This window comes from Stenotrophomonas sp. YJH_SMC_120, assembly GCF_059368675.1.
On sequence record NZ_JCAFRY010000008.1, the window covers coordinates 39,181 to 54,612 of the forward strand.

The window sequence follows — 15,432 nt, forward strand, 5'->3', positions numbered from 1 at the left end:
GGGGATATCGTTGAGGACCCGGCGGACGTACGCCGGCGCACGGTGAATGGTTTCACTGCGCCGCGTTTTGCTCACGCTGCGCCGCCGCATGGATTGTCGCCCGATCACCGGAAAACCTGCTGTGCCGGAGCTGGCGCCCCGCTCAATTTGCAAGTGTTCCGATCCCGGCGGGCTATCGGCGACAATGCACGGATGAACATCCAGCTCAATGGCGAACCCCGCGCCCTGCCCGCTTCGGCAACCCTCCACGACCTGCTCGAGGCCGAACAGTTGCTGCAGCGCCGGGTGGCGGTCGAGGTCAACGGCGAGATCGTCAGCCGCAGCCGCCACGGCGAGCACGTCCTGGCCGAAGGCGACGTGGTGGAGATCGTACACGCGTTGGGCGGGGGCTGAGACCTCCGGGTGGTGCCGGCCGATGGCCGGCAATCCGACGCTGTCAGGCACCCTGCATGTGCTGGCCAGCGGCCGGCACTACCCTCGCCCTCCTGCGGACAGCACCGCCTTGCGTGATCCCATCTTCAGGCGGATAGGCGATAATCGCGCCATGAACGTTCATGTCTCCCCCGATTCGCTGGTGATCGCCGGCAAGACCTATGGCTCGCGGCTGCTGACCGGCACCGGCAAGTTCAAGGATCTGGAAGAAACCCGCCTAGCCACCGAGGCCGCGGGCGCCCAGATCGTCACCGTGGCGATCCGCCGCACCAACATCGGGCAGAACCCGGGTGAGCCGAACCTGCTCGACGTGCTGCCGCCGGAGCGCTACACCATCCTGCCCAACACCGCCGGCTGCTACACCGCCGAAGACGCCGTGCGCACCTGCCGCCTGGCCCGTGAGCTGCTGGACGGCCATAACCTGACCAAGCTGGAAGTGCTGGGCGACCAGAAGTCGCTGTACCCGGACGTGGTGCAGACCCTCAAGGCTGCCGAGCAGCTGGTCAAGGACGGCTTCGAAGTGATGGTCTATACCTCTGACGATCCGATCCTGGCCAAGCGCCTGGAGGAGATCGGTTGCGCTGCGGTGATGCCGCTGGCCGCGCCGATCGGTTCGGGCCTGGGCATCCAGAACAAGTACAACCTGATGCAGATCATCGAAGACGCCAAGGTGCCGATCATCGTTGACGCTGGCGTCGGTACCGCGTCGGATGCCGCGATTGCGATGGAGCTGGGCTGCGACGGCGTGCTGATGAACACGGCCATTGCCGGTGCGCGCCACCCGGTGCTGATGGCCAGTGCCATGCGCAAGGCGGTCGAGGCCGGCCGCGAGGCCTTCCTGGCCGGGCGCATCCCGCGCAAGCGCTACGCCAGCGCCTCCTCGCCGGTGGATGGGCTGATCGGCTGATGACCAATCCTTTCGACAGCGCCGGTTCCAAGGCTCCGCCCAAGCCCTTCACCGTAAACGAGGGCCGCCGCGAGGTGCGCAGCTTCGTGTTGCGCCAAGGCCGCTTCACCCCCGCCCAGCAGCGCGCGTTCGACGAACGCTGGCCGCGCTTCGGCCTCGACTACACCGGCCAACCGCGTGACCTGGACGCCACCTTCGGCCGCCCGGCACACAAGGTGCTGGAAATCGGCTTCGGCAACGGTGCCGCGCTGCGCTTCGCCGCCCAGCACGACCCGTCGCGCGATTACATCGGCATCGAGGTGCACGCCCCGGGCGTGGGCCGGCTGCTGAACGCGCTGGCCGACGACAACGCCGACCACGTGCGCCTGTACCACCACGACGCGGTGGAAGTGCTGCAGAACGAGATCGCCGATGGCGCGCTCGATGAAGTGCGCATCTACTTCCCGGACCCGTGGCACAAGAAGCGCCACAACAAGCGCCGCCTGCTGCAGCCGGCGTTTGCCGAACTGCTGGTGCGCAAGCTGCGCCCGGGCGGCCGCCTGCACTGTGCCACCGACTGGGAGGACTACGCCGAGCAGATGTGGCACGTGCTCGATGCCACCGCCGGCCTGGTCAACCGTGCCGGCCCGCGTGGCAGCGTGCCGCGCCCGGACTGGCGCCCGCAGACCCACTTCGAGACCCGCGGCCAGAAACTCGGCCATGGCGTCTGGGACCTGCTGTACGACCGCACCTGACGATCGCCTGAGGACGCCGCGCCCCACATGGATACCGCGCTGACGCTGACCAACGACATGAAGCTCGTGCTCGGGCTGGTCGGCTTCACGATGGCGATGTTCCTGTTCGAGCGCATCCGCGCCGACGTCGTCGCGCTGGTGGTGCTGGTGGTGCTCGGTGTCACCGGGCTGATCGCGCCGGAGGAAATCTTCGGCGGCTTCTCCGGTAACGCGGTGATGAGCATCATCGCCACCACCATCCTCGGTGCCGGCCTGGACCGCACCGGGGCGCTGAACCGGCTGGCCGCGTGGCTGCTGCGACGCGGTCATGGCGTCGAGCAGAGGCTGCTGATGATGACCACGGCCATTGCCGGCCTGAACTCGTCCTTCATGCAGAACCCGTCGGTGATGGCGCTGTACCTGCCGGTGGCTTCGCGACTGGCAGCGCGCACCGGCCTGACCCTGCAGCGCCTGCTGCTGCCGATTTCGGCGGCGATCGTGATGGGCGGTGCGCTGACCATGGTCGGCAATTCACCGCTGATCCTGCTGAACGACCTGCTGGCCTCGGCCAACAACAACCTGCCCTCGGGCCTGGCCACCATCGAGCCGCTGCGCATGTTCGCGCCGCTGCCGATCGGCGTGGCGCTGCTGATCGCCTCGCTGATGTACTTCCGCTACTACGGCGACCGCAAGCTGATCGAGGAAGAGAACCTGGCCAACGACGGGGTCACCCCGGCGCGCACCGAAAGCTACTTCGCCAAGACCTATGGCATCGAAGGCGATGTGTTCGAGCTGGTGGTCAGTGCCGAAAGCCCGCTGGTCGGCATGACCCTGGGCGAGGCCGAGAACCTGCACGATGCCCCGCTGCTGCTGGCCCTGAAGACCGGCAACGACACGCGCCTGGCGCCGCCGGCGGAGATGCGCATCTGGGTGGGCAGCGTGCTCGGCGCAATGGGTCCGCGCGAGCAGATCAACGACTTCGCGCAGAACCAGTTCCTGCGCATGTCTTCGCGCCTGAAGCACCTGGGTGACCTGTTCAACCCGAGCCGCGCCGGTATTTCCGAGGCGGTGGTGCCGCCGACCTCGAACGTGATCGGCAAGAGCGCGGCCGACCTGCGCCTGCGCAAGGAGCGCGGCATCAGCCTGCTGGCGATCAACCGCGACAAGCAGGTGATCCGCGAGGACGTGCGCGACGTGCAGTTGCGTGCAGGCGACATGCTGGTCTTCCACAGCATCTGGACCGACCTGGCACAGGCGGCCAAGAGCCGCGACTTCGTGGTGGTGACCGACTACCCGACCGGCGAACAACGCCCGCACAAGTTCAAGATCGCCATGGCGATCTTCGCGTTGACCATCCTGATCGCGCTGACCAGCAAGCTGCCGGTGGCGCTGACGCTGATGACCGGCGTGGCCGGCATGCTGCTGACCGGCGTGCTGCGCATGGACGAGGCCTATGCCTCGATCAACTGGAAAACGGTGTTCATGATGGCCGGGCTGATTCCGCTCGGCTGGGCGATGGACTCCAGTGGTGCGGCGGCGTGGGTGGCCGGCCATACCATCGACAAGCTGCCGACCGGCATCCCGGTGTGGGTGCTGGAGGTGGCGCTGGCGCTGCTGACCACGGCGTTCTCGCTGGTGATCAGCCACGTGGGCGCGACCATCGTGATGGTGCCGATCGCGGTGAACCTGGCACTGGCGGCGGGCGGCAACCCGACCGCGTTCGCGCTGATCGTGGCGCTGTCGGCGTCCAACAATCTGATGACGGCCTCCAACCCGGTGATCTCGATGATCACCGGCCCGGCCAACTACACCCCGCGCGAGATGTGGCGGGTCGGCGGCCCGCTGTCGCTGATCTACACCTGCGTGGTGGTGCTGATGATCAACCTGATGTTCTGAGAGTTGGGTTTGTTGGCAGGGCTGCGCCCTGCACCCGCCGAATCAACGTCAACGTCAAAGGCTGGCATTCCGTGGGATGGCGGGGTGGGTGCCGACCGTTGGTCGGCACGGATCTCGCTCTGGTAGGTGTCGACCTTGGTCGACACGGCTTTTGTAGAGTCGAGCCGTGATCGACTGTTTCTGGCCTCAAGCCAGGTAAACCTGCCCGTCGCGCACGTCCACCGGCACCACGCGCAGGCGGTCGCCCTTGCAGGGGCCGGCGATGCAGTCGCCGCTGTCCAGCGCGAACGAGGCGCCATGCGCGGCGCAGACCAGGTGGCCTTCACGGCTCTTCAGGAACTGGCCCGGGGCCCAGTCCAGGCGGCGGCCGGCGTGCGGGCAGATGTTCAGGAACGCACGCACCTGCGCACCGTCGCGGTACAGCACCAGCGATTCGGCATCGCCATCAACCACCGCTTCGACCTCGGCAAACGCGCCATCGGCAATGGCATCAAGGGCGATCAGGGCGGCAGAGGCAGTCATGGCGAAGGCTCGGACAGTAAACCCGCATTGTCGCACGCCCACTCAGGTGACTGGCTGCGACATGAACACAAGTCATTGATCCGTAATAAGCACAGGCTATATTTAACGAGTTTTTCACTCAATGACAGTGGCGCGTCCCGATACTCTGGTTTCGCTGATCCCAGCCTATCGAGCCGCCATGTTCAATCGCGCATCCGCCTTCAACCAGTTCCGCACCCTGTTCGCGCCGCGCAAGCCGCGCCATCCGCTGGTGCGCGTTGCCGTGGGCCTGCTTGGCCTGGCGATCCTGGCCGCGATGGTGTTCATCGGCGTGTTCGTCGGTGCAGCGATGATCCTGGTCGGCCTGGCGTGGAAGCTGCTGGCCTCGCGCAAGCCGGGCGTTGCCCGTCCGGTCGATCCGACCGTGGTCGAAGGCGAGTACCGCGTGGTGCGCAAGCCGGTGCTGCCGGCCTCGCGCTGATGCGGGTCTTCCGCGCCCGCTGACGGCGGGCGCCATGCGTTCTAGACTGCGGGCACGCCCTTCCTGGATGCCCGCATGTCCGATGTCTCCGATGTGATCCCTGCCGTAGCCCTGCCGCGTGTACCGGTGGTGGGCGGTGGCAGTTTCCCCGTGCACCGCATCTACTGCGTCGGCCGCAACTTCGCCGACCACGCCCGCGAAATGGGCGCGGCGGTGCCGGCGGCCGATGACCGTGGCCGCCCGATGTTCTTCAGCAAGCCGGCCGATGCGATCGTGGTCGGCCATGACGACGCCATCCCCTACCCGCCGGCGACCGCCAACCTGCACCACGAAGTGGAGCTGGTGGTGGCGATCGGCCGTGATGCGCCCGCAGGCGAACTGGCCGTGGCCGATGCCGAAGCACTGGTCTACGGCTACGCCGTCGGCCTGGACCTGACCCGCCGCGACCTGCAGGCTGCGGCCAAGGACAAGGGCCACCCGTGGGATGCCGCAAAGGGCTTCGACGCCTCCGCGCCGATCAGCGAGATCGTGCATGCCGCCGAAGTGGGCGATCTGGCCGCGTTGAATCTGTCATTGGAGGTCAACGGCGAGGTGCGCCAGCAAGCGCTGCTGGACCAGATGATCTGGAACGTGCCGGAGATCCTGCACGAGCTGTCCAAGCTGTGGCAGCTGCGTGCCGGCGACCTGGTGTTCATGGGCACCCCGTCAGGCGTGGCTGCACTGAAGCCCGGCGACCGCTTCAGCGCGCGCCTGGAAAACGTGGCCGAGCGCCACGGCGTGATCGCCGGCTGACATTACCTGCGCTACCCTGCGCGCTGTCCACTTCCCCACCGGAGAAAAACAACAATGGGAATGCTCACCGAGTTCAAGGAATTCGCGATGCGCGGCAACGTCATCGACCTCGCCGTCGGCGTGGTGATCGGCGCGGCCTTCGGCAAGATCGTGACGGCGCTGGTCGAGAAGATCATCATGCCGCCGCTGGGCTACCTGATCGGCCGCGTGGACTTCTCCAGCCTGGCCTGGACCCTGTCGCCGGCCCACCTGGGTCCGGATGGCAAGGAGATTCCGGCCGTGGTGGTTGGCTACGGCGACTTCATCAATACCATCATCCAGTTCGTGATCGTGGCCTTCGCCATCTTCATCGTGGTCAAGGCGATCAACCGCCTCTCGCGCAAGCAGGAGGCTGCACCGGCCGCACCGGCCGAGGAAGTGGTGCTGCTGCGCGAGATCCGCGACAGCCTGAAGAAATAAGGCCGCAGAACGGTAGTGTCGGCCGCTGGCCGGCAATATCGGAACATGCGGAAGCCGGCCAGCGGCCGGCACTACCGCGACTGCGCGAAAGCCCCGCTCCGGCGGGGCTTTCGCTTTGCCGGACATGGCGGAAAACAGCGTTCGCGCCAGCCATGACCTCCCGCCCATGCGCCGGGCTGAACGACTGTTAAGCTCCAAGGCTTGGTCCCTTCCCGGAGCTGTCCATGCGTCGCCGCGTCCTTGCCATCGCATCCTCCCTCGCCCTGCTGGCCGCCCCGGCCTTCGCGGCGCCGCATACCACCACCCTGCCCCCGGCGTCGCTGGCCACCGCCGCACAGCTGCGTGACCAGGCGCTGGCCGATGACACCGGCTGGAAGGTGGTCGAATCGCTCACCACCGAAATCGGCCCGCGCATCGCCGGCAGCGAGGCCGACGCCCGCGCCGTGGCCTGGGCCGAAGCCAAGTTCAAGGCACTGGGCTTCGACAAGGTGTGGAAGGAACCGGTGACCTTCCCGAAATGGGAGCGCCGCAGTGAACACGCTGCCGTGACCGGCAGGAACCAGCAGCCGCTGCAGATCACTGCGCTGGGCGGCAGCCCGGGCGGCACGGTGGAAGCGGAGGTGGTGCGCTTCGCCGATCTGGCCGCCCTGCAGGCGGCACCGGCCGGTTCGCTGAAGGGCAAGATCGCCTTCGTCGATTACCAGATGCTGCCGTTCCGCGATGGCCGCGACTACGGCCGCGGCGGTGCAATCCGCAGCAAGGGACCGTCAGAAGCGATCCGCAAGGGCGCGGTGGGCTTCCTGATGCGCTCGGCCGGTACCGACTCCCACCGCGTGCCGCACACCGGCATCACCCGTTTCGATGACGGCCTGACCCCGGTGCCGTCGGCGGCACTGTCGGTGCCCGATGCCGACCAGCTGGCGCGCCTGCTGGCCCGTGGCAGCACCACGGTGAAGGTGGCGCTGGACTGCGGTTGGGATGGCACGGCCACTTCGTACAACGTGATCGGCGAGATCACCGGCCGCAGCCTGCCGAAGGAAGTGGTGGTGATCGGCGGTCACCTGGATTCGTGGGACCTGGGCACCGGCGCTGTCGATGACGGCGCAGGCGTGGGCATCACCATGGCTGCAGGCCACCTGATCGGCCAGCTGAAGCAGGCACCGAAGCGCACCATCCGCGTGATCGCCTTCGCCAACGAGGAGCAGGGCCTGTACGGCGGCAAGGCCTACGCCGAAGCACACGCCAAGGACGTGGCCCTGCACCAGCTGGCCGCCGAGAGCGACTTCGGTGCCGGCCGCATCTATGCCTTCAATACCGGTTCGCCGAATCCGGAAGGCTCACGTGAAGCGACGAAGCAGATTGCCGAAGTAATGAAGCCGCTGGGCATCGAGTACCAGGCCGACAAGGGTGGCCCGGGCCCGGACGTCGGCCCGCTGGCCGCCAAGGGCGGTGCGTGGGCGTGGCTGGCGCAGGACGGCTCGGACTACTTCCACCTGCACCACACCGCCGACGACACGCTGGACAAGATCGACCCGAAGGCACTGGCGCAGAACGTGGCCGCGTATACGGTGTTCGCGTACCTGGCGGCGGAAGCCGATGGTAGTTTCGGCAGCGAAGCCAAGGCGACCACGCCTCCGAACGAGTGATGCGGTAGTGCCGGGCCATGCCCGGCGAGCGCAGCGGCAGGAGCGGTGCGAACCAAGGTTCGCACCCACCAAGGCGGGTCCTGAATCAGGAACCCGGCAGGGTCAGAGCCCTCGCCTGCGGCGAGGGATCCGACCCCGATCATGCGGGCCCGGATACGGGATCACCCGCGTCGACTGGCCCACTGCGCCAGCAGCACCGCCGTGGCCGAGGCCACGTTCAGGCTCTCCACCGCGCCACTGCCGGGAATCGAGACCTGCAGGTCGCACTGTCCCGCCAGATTGCGGTCCATGCCCTCGCCTTCGGCGCCCATCACGTACACCAGCCGCTCCGGCAGCGACGCACGGAACACGTCGTCGCCACCCTCAACGAGGGTCGCCGCCAGCCCGAAACCGGCACTGCGCAGCTGCGCCATCGCCTGAGCAGTCTCCGGCAGCTGCACCAGCGGAACCGACTCCGCCCCGCCTTCGGCCACGCGTGCGGCAGCACCGGACAGCGCCAGCGTGCTGCCGGCCGGCAGCAGCAGCGCCTTGACGCCGAAATGCGCGGCCGAGCGCAGGATCGCGCCGAAGTTGTGCGGGTTGCCGACACCATCCAGCCACAACGCCAGCACCGGGCCCTGCTCCAGATCGGCCAGCCACTGCGCCAGCGGCACGACCGGCGCACGCAGCACGTCGGCCACCAGGCCTTCGTGATGGGTCGTGGCAGCCAGCTTGTTGAGATCGCCTTCCTCCACCACGCGATAGCCCACGCGGTTGGCCACGCACCACTTCAGCACCGGCTGCATGCGCGGAATCAGCGCGTCCACCAGGTACAGCTTGCGCAGCGCCTGCGGGCGCTTGGCGAACAGCGCCTGTACGGCGTTCCAGCCATACAGGCGCAGTTCGTCGTTGCCGCGCCCCGGCGGCGGCGGGGTGCCGCCCTCACGCGGTGGCAGCGGGGTGGCCCGCGGCGGTCGCGACGACGGGCGGCGGGCATTCTTCCAGGGATCATTCACTACGGGACAACTCCAGCTTGCGTTGACGCCAGAAATCGGCGTTTTTGATGCCCAGGGCATCGGGGTCGAAGATTGGATCGAGGCCGAGCTTCTTCTGTCGTTCGTAATCACGCAGGGCGAGCATGGCCGGCTTCTGGATGATGAGGATGGCAATGATGTTCAGCCAGGCCATCAGGCCGACGCCGATGTCACCCAGCGCCCAGGCCAGGGTCGCATTATGGAACGCGCCGAACACCACCATGCCGATGATGCCCAGGCGCAGCACCAGCACGGTCAGCGGGCGCTTCCTGTTGTGGTTCACATAGCTGAGGTTGGTCTCGGCCATGTAGTAGTACGCCATGATGGTGGTGAAGGCGAAGAAGAAGATGGCGATGGACACGAACGCCGAACCCCAGCCCGGCAGCACGGCTTCCACGCCGGCCTGGGCGTAACCGGCGCCTTCGGGAATGCCGGCCAGGCCCTGGAAGATCGGCGGGGCGCCAGCACCTGCCGGCGAGTACACGTTGTAGGTGCCGCTGGCCAGGATCAGGAAGGCGGTAGCGGTGCACACCATCATCGTGTCGAAGTAGATGGCGAAGGCCTGCACGTAGCCCTGCTTGGCCGGGTGCGAGACTTCCGAGGCGGCCGCTGCATGCGGGCCCGAACCCTGGCCGGCTTCGTTGGCGTAGATGCCGCGCTTGATGCCCCACTCAACTGCCAGGCCCATCATCGCGCCGAACGCGGCGTGGGTGCCGAAGGCGCTGCTGAAGATGATGTTGAACATCTCCGGCACGCGGTCGTAGTTGATGATCATGATGACGATGGCCATCAGGATGAAGCCGGCGGCCATGAACGGCACCACCACTTCGGCGAAGTTGGCGATGCGCTTGACGCCACCGAAGATCACCACGCCCAGCAGCAGCGCGACCACGATGCCGATGCCCAGCTTCAACGCCTGCACCGATTCCATGCCGAAGGCCTGGCCATCGAGCGGACCGCACAGGGCGGTGCCACGGCAGGCGTTGATGATGCTGTCGGCGATCGCGTTGGCCTGCACGCCCGGCATCAGGAAGCCGGCGGCGATGATCGTGGCGATGGCGAAGGCCAGCGCGTACCACTTCAGGCCCATGGCCTTTTCGATGTAGTAGGCCGGGCCACCGCGGTAGCGGCCTTCGGCGTCCTTGGTCTTGTAGATCTGCGCCAGGGTGCATTCCACGTACGAGGTGGACGCGCCGAGGAAGCCCATCACCCACATCCAGAAGATCGCACCGGGGCCGCCGAAGGCGATGGCGGTGGCCACGCCGGCGATGTTGCCGATACCCATGCGGCCGGCCATCGACATGGCCAGGGCCTGGAACGAGGACACGCCGGCGTCGGATTTCTCACCCTTGACGGTGAGGCGGCACATCTCGAGGAAGCCGCGGATCTGCATGAAGCGCGTGCGCAGGCTGAAGAACAGGCCGGCGCCCAGGCACACGAAGATCAGTGCCTTGCTCCAGATGATGCTGTTGATGAAATGTACGGTTGCTTCCACGCGCGCTCTCTCCAGTCGGCGGGTTGTAAGGACGTCCCGTCGGCTGGAAGGGACCGGTCGATTCTCCCTGATCGAAGGCCGCTGCGGTAGCGCCAAGAGGATGGGGTCACGGCAGCTGGATGCGTACCCGGGCGAAGCGGCGCAGGTCGTGCAGGACGCCGCGCTTGTAGACCGCACAGCGCTCCACGCCCTCTTCCTGGAAGCCGTTCTTCTCCAGCACCCGGGCCGAGCCGAGGTTGAAGTCGACCACGGTGGCCTGCAGCCTGAACAGGCGCAGTTCGTTCATCACCCACGGTGCGAACAGGCCAACCACGCGGGTCATCACGCCCTGCCCCCAGTAGGCCTGGCCGAGCCAGTAACCCAGTTCGGCGGTGTGCCCACGCTCGGCCACGCCCTGCTGGGCGCCGACGCTGCCGCAGGCCTGGCCGTCGATCTCGATGGCCAGGTTCAGCGTGCCAGGGGCCAGCACGCGGCCGGCGAGGAAGGCCTCGCCATCCTCGCGCGTGTACGGGTACGGGAAGCGATCACGCAGGCCGCGCGATACCTCGGCGTCGTTGGCATGGCGCAGCAGCGATTCCAGGTCTTCCGGGCGCCAGGGGCGCAGGCGGAAACCTTCTCCCTGTAGTGGCGGGGTCAGAGCCCTTTCCGTTCCGGAAAGGGCTCTGACCCCTGGACCGACCCCGTCGGCAGGCCGGTCAGGCATGCCCGCCCACCGAGGGCGATTCGGCTTCCTGCTTCTCCAGCTCGCGCTTCACCGCTTCCGGCGAGCGGGTGTACGGGGCCAGCCGCGCGTAGAACGCCGGCACCACGAACAGCGACAGGAACGTCGAAAGAGTCACGCCGAAGATGATCACGATGCCGATCGTGCCACGGCTGGCCGAGCCGGGGCCACCGGCCACCACCAGCGGAATCGCGCCGACCACGGTGGCGATCGAGGTCATCAGGATCGGGCGCAGGCGCACCATCGCCGATTCGATGATCGCCTCGCGCACGGTTCTTCCGTCGTCGCGCAGCTGGTTGGCGAATTCGACGATGAGGATGCCGTTCTTCGCTGCCAGGCCGACCAGCATGACGATGCCGATCTGGCTGAACAGGTTCACCGTGCCGCCGCTCACCCACAACCCGACCAAGGCACCGAGCACGCCCAGCGGCACGGTCAGCATGATGGTGAGCGGGTGGATGAAGCTCTCGAACTGCGCGGCCAGCACCAGGTAAACCACCAGCAGGGCCATGGCGAAGGTCAGCAGCACCGCGCCACCCGCACTCTGGTACTCGCGCGATTCGCCCTTCCAGTTCACCTGCGCGTACTGCGGCAGTTCCTCGCGGGCCACGTTCTGCGCCCAGGCGATGGCCTCGCCCAGCGGATAGCCCGGTGCCAGGCCGGCGGTGATGGTGATCGAGCGCAGGCGGTTGAAGCGGTTCAGCGTGCCCGCCTCGGCCACTTCACTGAGCGTGACCAGGTTGGACAGCGGCACCAGTTCGCCGGAGGTGGCGCGCACGCGGATCGCAGCCAGGTCGGCCGGGCTGGCACGGCCATCGCGACCGGCCTGGACCAGCACGTCGTACTCCTCGCCGTTGTCGACGAAGGTGGTGACGCGGCGCGAGCCCATCATGGTTTCCAGTGCCGAACCGATCGCGGTGACCGGCACGCCGAGATCCGCCGCACGCTGGCGGTCGATGTTTACCCGCATCTGCGGCCGGGTTTCCTTGTAGTCCGAATCCGGGCCGACCAGGCCCGGGTTGTCGGCCATGCGCAGCAGGATGCGGTCACGCCACTGCGCGATCTCGGCGTATTCCGGGCCGCCCAGCACGATCTGGAACGGCTGGCCGCCACTGCGCACCAGCCCGCCACCCACCTGCGTACGCACGCGCACGCCGCGGATGGTGTCCAGTTCCTTCTGCAGTGCGTTGGCCACGTCCGGCGTGGCCTCGCTGCGCTGGCGCCACGGCTGCAGGAAGATGCTGACGCGGCCGGTGTGCATTTCCTCGCTGGCACCGAAGCCGCCGGGCACGCGCGGGTTAGCACGCACGATCGGCTTGTCGGCGCCCACGTGCGGGGCCAGCAGTGCCTCCACCTGCTGTACCTGCTGCACGGTGTAGTCGTAGCCGGCGCCTTCCGGGCCGTCGATCATGATCTGGAACGAGCCGCGGTCTTCGGCCGGCGCCAGCTCCGACGGCAGCAGTTTCAGCAGGCCCCAGCTGGCGGCCAGCGCGGCCACCATCACCAGCAGGTAGATCCAGGTGCGGTCCACGTGATGGTCGAGCACGCGGCCATAGCCGGAGGCCAGGCGCTCCAGGTTGCGGTTGACGAAGCCATGCAGGCCGCGCGGTGCCTGCCCGGTGTGCGGCTTGAGCAGTTTGGAGGCCATCATCGGCGTCAGCGTCAGCGCCACGAACGCGGACAACGCAACCGCTGCCGCCAGCGCCACCGCCAGTTCGCGGAACAGGCGGCCGGTATTGCCTTCCAGGAAACCGACCGGCAGGAACACCGCCACCAGCACCGCGGTGGTGGCGATCACCGCGAAGGCGACCTGCGTGGTGCCACGCTTGGAGGCCACCAGCGGGGGCTCGCCCAGGTCGATGCGGCGCTGCACGTTTTCCACCACCACGATCGCATCGTCCACCACCAGGCCGATGCACAGCACCAGGGCCAGCAGGGTCAGCAGGTTGATCGAGAAATCGAACGCATACAGCGCGATGAACGCCGCGACCAGGCAGACCGGCACCGTTACCGCCGGGATCAACGCGGCGCGGAAACTGCCGAGGAACAGCCAGATCACCGCCAGCACCAGGATCATCGCTTCCACCAGCGTGGCATAGACGCGGTCAACCGCGGCTTCGATGAAGGTGGTGTTGTCGAAGGCGACGAAGATCTGCGTGCCCTTGGGCAGGGTCAGTGCCACCCGCTCGGCTTCAGCGCGCGCGGTACGCGCCACGTCCAGCGAGTTGGCGGTGGAGGTCTTGACGATGCCCAGGCCGATGCCCGGCTCGCCGTTGCTGCGGTAGTACGCGCGACGCTCGGCCGAAGCCAGTTCGATCTTCGCCACGTCGCCCATGCGCACCACGTAGCCGTCGCGGCCCTTGCCCAGCGGGATGGTCGCAAAGTCTTCCGGCTTGATGTAGTTGCGCTCCACGCGCAGGGTGAAGTCACGGTCGGTCGACTCGATGCGGCCGGCCGGCAGTTCCACGTTCTCGTTGCGCAGTGCGGTTTCCACATCGCCAGTGGTCAGCCCGCGCGCGGCCAGCTGGTCACGGTCCAGCCAGATGCGCATCGCATAGCGCTGGCGGCCACCGATGCGGACCTGGGCCACGCCATCGAGGCTGGAGAAACGATCGACCACGTAGCGGTCGGCGTAGTCGCTCAGCTCCAGCGTGTCCATGGTCGAGGACACCATGTTGAACCAGATGATCGGGTCGGCATCGCTCTCGACCTTGGCGATCTCCGGCGGACGCGCTTCTTCGGGCATGCGGTCGGCGACGCGGCTGACCGCATCGCGCACGTCATTGGCGGCCGCTTCGATATCGCGGTTGGAGGTGAACTCGATGCTGACCTGCGAGCGGCCGTTGGTGCTGCGCGCATTGATCGTATCGATGCCTTCGATGCCGGCCAGCGCATCTTCCAGCACCTGGGTGATGCGGCTTTCGATGACCGCCGCCGAGGCGCCGGTGTAGTCCACCGACACCGACACGATCGGCGGATCGATGGCGGGCAGTTCGCGCAGGGTCAGGCGGGTGAAGGACATCACGCCCAGCACCAGCAGCAACAGGCTCATCACCACGGCGAACACTGGCCGCTGGATGGAGATGTCGGACAGCTTCATCCGCCGTGGCCCTCGGCCGCGGCCGGCGCCGGTGCATCCGCCGGTTTGGCACCGCTGGCCGGGGCCGCATCCTTGGCCGCGACCTTCAGGCCCGGGCGCAGCTTGCCGGTGCCATCGACCACGATGCGCTGGCCGGCTTCCAGGCCCTGTTTGATCTCAACCACGCCGGCGCGGCGCGCACCGGTCACCACGTCCACGCGTTCGACGCTGTCGTCGCTCTTGATGCGGTACACGAACGTGTCGCGGCCCACCTGCACCACGGCGATTTCCGGCACCACCAGCGCCGGGCGCTCGGGGCGGAACAGGCGCACGTCCAGCAGCATGCCCGGGCGCAGCGCGTGGTCGCTGTTGGCGAAATCGCCGCGCACGGTCACCGCACGGGTCGCCGGGTCGATGCGTGCGTCGATGGTACTGACCACGCCCTCGAAGGTGCGGCCCGGCCACGCCACGCTGGTGGCGCTGACCTTGTCACCGACGCCCAGTGCGGCCAGTTCCACTTCCGGCACCTGGAAATCGATGTGCATGTGCTCGATGTCGTCGAGCGTGGCGATGACCGTGGTCGGGGTCACCAGCGAGCCCGGGCTGACCTGGCGGATGCCGAGCACGCCGGCGAATGGTGCGCGTACACGGCGATCACCGATGTCGGCCTGCATCTGCATCACGCGCGCCTCGGCGGCATCGCGGATCGACTTCTGCGTATCCAGCGTGGCACTGGACACCAACCGCTGGGAGGCCAGCTCGCGCTGGCGCTTGTACAACTGGTCGGCCTCGTGGAAGGTGGCCTGCGCCTGCACCAGCGCCGCTTCCTGGGCCTGCCCGCGCAGCGTCACGATCGGGGCACCGGCGGCGATGTGCTGGCCGCTTTCGAAATGCACCTTCTCGACGATTTCGCTGACCTTGGCGGTGACGCTGATCGACTCGCGCGCCTTGGCCGTGCCCAGCGCCTGCAGGGTGTCATTCCACTGCGTGGGCTGCACCACCTGCGCCGTGACCGGCACTGCTTCGCCCTGCCGACGCGCGGCGGCCTCCTGTTTGCCTGCGCACCCGGCCAACACGGCCAGGCTGAGGCCAAGGGCCAGGGTCGAAGCGATACGAGCCAACATGAAGGGTCCTGATTGATCCACGGCCGCCGAGTGTAGGCAAGGCCCCGCAGAAGCGGTATGTGCCAAGCGTTTACCATCGTGGAACCGAAGCCGTGATAGCGCCTTGAACCCGTTCCGTGCAAGGCTGCCCTTGGCGGTGTCGGCGTGTGTCGGGTTGTATCCAGCCGTGCACC

General features: G+C 67.5%; 14 protein-coding genes. 8 read left to right on the top strand and 6 right to left on the bottom strand.

The window, feature by feature from the left end; all coding sequences use genetic code 11:
- Positions 1 to 192 precede the first annotated feature (192 nt).
- From thiS to AC5P60_RS11785, 4 genes are all read left to right on the top strand, one after another.
- Positions 193 to 393, top strand: a complete 201-nt coding sequence (gene thiS / locus AC5P60_RS11770; RefSeq protein ID WP_005410812.1) for a sulfur carrier protein ThiS — start codon at positions 193 to 195, stop codon at positions 391 to 393.
- Between the two features lie 151 nt (positions 394 to 544).
- Positions 545 to 1,339, top strand: a complete 795-nt coding sequence (locus AC5P60_RS11775) for a thiazole synthase (RefSeq protein ID WP_049452335.1) — start codon at positions 545 to 547, stop codon at positions 1,337 to 1,339.
- Positions 1,339 to 2,073: a tRNA (guanosine(46)-N7)-methyltransferase TrmB gene (trmB, locus tag AC5P60_RS11780; protein WP_033833120.1), complete on the top strand. Its 735-nt coding sequence runs from the start codon at positions 1,339 to 1,341 to the stop codon at positions 2,071 to 2,073. The genes AC5P60_RS11775 and trmB overlap by 1 nt, the downstream gene beginning before the upstream one ends.
- A 27-nt stretch (positions 2,074 to 2,100) precedes the next feature.
- Entirely contained in the window at positions 2,101 to 3,948 is a 1,848-nt protein-coding gene (locus tag AC5P60_RS11785) for an SLC13 family permease (RefSeq protein WP_033833121.1), read from the top strand.
- 186 nt (positions 3,949 to 4,134) lie between these two features.
- Here the strand turns inward: AC5P60_RS11785 and AC5P60_RS11790 are convergent, their stop codons facing one another.
- Positions 4,135 to 4,470 carry a Rieske (2Fe-2S) protein gene (locus AC5P60_RS11790; RefSeq protein WP_049452127.1) on the bottom strand — a complete coding sequence of 112 codons (336 nt, stop codon included), beginning with the start codon at positions 4,468 to 4,470 and terminating at the stop codon, positions 4,135 to 4,137.
- A gap of 178 nt (positions 4,471 to 4,648) precedes the next feature.
- On the opposite strand from AC5P60_RS11790, the gene AC5P60_RS11795 reads away from it, so the two are divergent.
- The 4 genes from AC5P60_RS11795 to AC5P60_RS11810 all read left to right on the top strand — a co-directional run bounded on the left by AC5P60_RS11795 (position 4,649) and on the right by AC5P60_RS11810 (position 7,827).
- The gene (locus tag AC5P60_RS11795) at positions 4,649 to 4,930 is read left to right on the top strand and encodes a hypothetical protein (protein WP_005410817.1); all 282 of its coding nucleotides are present in this window, start codon (positions 4,649 to 4,651) and stop codon (positions 4,928 to 4,930) included.
- A gap of 75 nt (positions 4,931 to 5,005) precedes the next feature.
- Positions 5,006 to 5,722 carry a fumarylacetoacetate hydrolase family protein gene (locus tag AC5P60_RS11800; RefSeq protein WP_350259533.1) on the top strand — a complete coding sequence of 239 codons (717 nt, stop codon included), beginning with the start codon at positions 5,006 to 5,008 and terminating at the stop codon, positions 5,720 to 5,722.
- Between the two features lie 54 nt (positions 5,723 to 5,776).
- Positions 5,777 to 6,181: a large-conductance mechanosensitive channel protein MscL gene (mscL, locus tag AC5P60_RS11805; protein WP_014038282.1), complete on the top strand. Its 405-nt coding sequence runs from the start codon at positions 5,777 to 5,779 to the stop codon at positions 6,179 to 6,181.
- A 224-nt stretch (positions 6,182 to 6,405) separates the two neighbouring features.
- The gene (locus AC5P60_RS11810; protein WP_033834422.1) at positions 6,406 to 7,827 is read left to right on the top strand and encodes a M28 family peptidase; all 1,422 of its coding nucleotides are present in this window, start codon (positions 6,406 to 6,408) and stop codon (positions 7,825 to 7,827) included.
- Positions 7,828 to 7,988: 161 nt separating this feature from the next.
- On the opposite strand, the gene AC5P60_RS11815 is transcribed toward AC5P60_RS11810, so the two are convergent.
- The 5 genes from AC5P60_RS11815 to AC5P60_RS11835 form a co-directional block, all read right to left on the bottom strand.
- Entirely contained in the window at positions 7,989 to 8,822 is an 834-nt protein-coding gene (locus AC5P60_RS11815) for a TrmH family RNA methyltransferase (RefSeq protein ID WP_483693656.1), read from the bottom strand.
- Positions 8,815 to 10,335: an alanine/glycine:cation symporter family protein gene (locus AC5P60_RS11820; protein WP_005414320.1), complete on the bottom strand. Its 1,521-nt coding sequence runs from the start codon at positions 10,333 to 10,335 to the stop codon at positions 8,815 to 8,817. Before AC5P60_RS11820 ends, AC5P60_RS11815 begins: the two co-directional genes overlap by 8 nt.
- 106 nt (positions 10,336 to 10,441) lie before the next feature.
- Positions 10,442 to 11,038: a GNAT family N-acetyltransferase gene (locus AC5P60_RS11825; RefSeq protein WP_483693657.1), complete on the bottom strand. Its 597-nt coding sequence runs from the start codon at positions 11,036 to 11,038 to the stop codon at positions 10,442 to 10,444.
- Positions 11,031 to 14,156, bottom strand: a complete 3,126-nt coding sequence (locus tag AC5P60_RS11830; RefSeq protein WP_005410824.1) for an efflux RND transporter permease subunit — start codon at positions 14,154 to 14,156, stop codon at positions 11,031 to 11,033. The genes AC5P60_RS11825 and AC5P60_RS11830 overlap by 8 nt, the downstream gene beginning before the upstream one ends.
- Entirely contained in the window at positions 14,153 to 15,259 is a 1,107-nt protein-coding gene (locus tag AC5P60_RS11835) for an efflux RND transporter periplasmic adaptor subunit (protein WP_033834418.1), read from the bottom strand. The genes AC5P60_RS11830 and AC5P60_RS11835 overlap by 4 nt, the downstream gene beginning before the upstream one ends.
- Positions 15,260 to 15,432 lie beyond the last annotated feature (173 nt).

Coding starts and splice junctions, on each gene's coding strand:
- thiS (WP_005410812.1), top strand. CDS start 193: ATGAACATCCAGCTCAATGGCGAACCCCGCGCCCTGCCCGCTTCGGCA.
- AC5P60_RS11775 (WP_049452335.1), top strand. CDS start 545: ATGAACGTTCATGTCTCCCCCGATTCGCTGGTGATCGCCGGCAAGACC.
- trmB (WP_033833120.1), top strand. CDS start 1,339: ATGACCAATCCTTTCGACAGCGCCGGTTCCAAGGCTCCGCCCAAGCCC.
- AC5P60_RS11785 (WP_033833121.1), top strand. CDS start 2,101: ATGGATACCGCGCTGACGCTGACCAACGACATGAAGCTCGTGCTCGGG.
- AC5P60_RS11790 (WP_049452127.1), bottom strand. CDS start 4,470: ATGACTGCCTCTGCCGCCCTGATCGCCCTTGATGCCATTGCCGATGGC.
- AC5P60_RS11795 (WP_005410817.1), top strand. CDS start 4,649: ATGTTCAATCGCGCATCCGCCTTCAACCAGTTCCGCACCCTGTTCGCG.
- AC5P60_RS11800 (WP_350259533.1), top strand. CDS start 5,006: ATGTCCGATGTCTCCGATGTGATCCCTGCCGTAGCCCTGCCGCGTGTA.
- mscL (WP_014038282.1), top strand. CDS start 5,777: ATGGGAATGCTCACCGAGTTCAAGGAATTCGCGATGCGCGGCAACGTC.
- AC5P60_RS11810 (WP_033834422.1), top strand. CDS start 6,406: ATGCGTCGCCGCGTCCTTGCCATCGCATCCTCCCTCGCCCTGCTGGCC.
- AC5P60_RS11825 (WP_483693657.1), bottom strand. CDS start 11,038: ATGCCTGACCGGCCTGCCGACGGGGTCGGTCCAGGGGTCAGAGCCCTT.
- AC5P60_RS11830 (WP_005410824.1), bottom strand. CDS start 14,156: ATGAAGCTGTCCGACATCTCCATCCAGCGGCCAGTGTTCGCCGTGGTG.
- AC5P60_RS11835 (WP_033834418.1), bottom strand. CDS start 15,259: ATGTTGGCTCGTATCGCTTCGACCCTGGCCCTTGGCCTCAGCCTGGCC.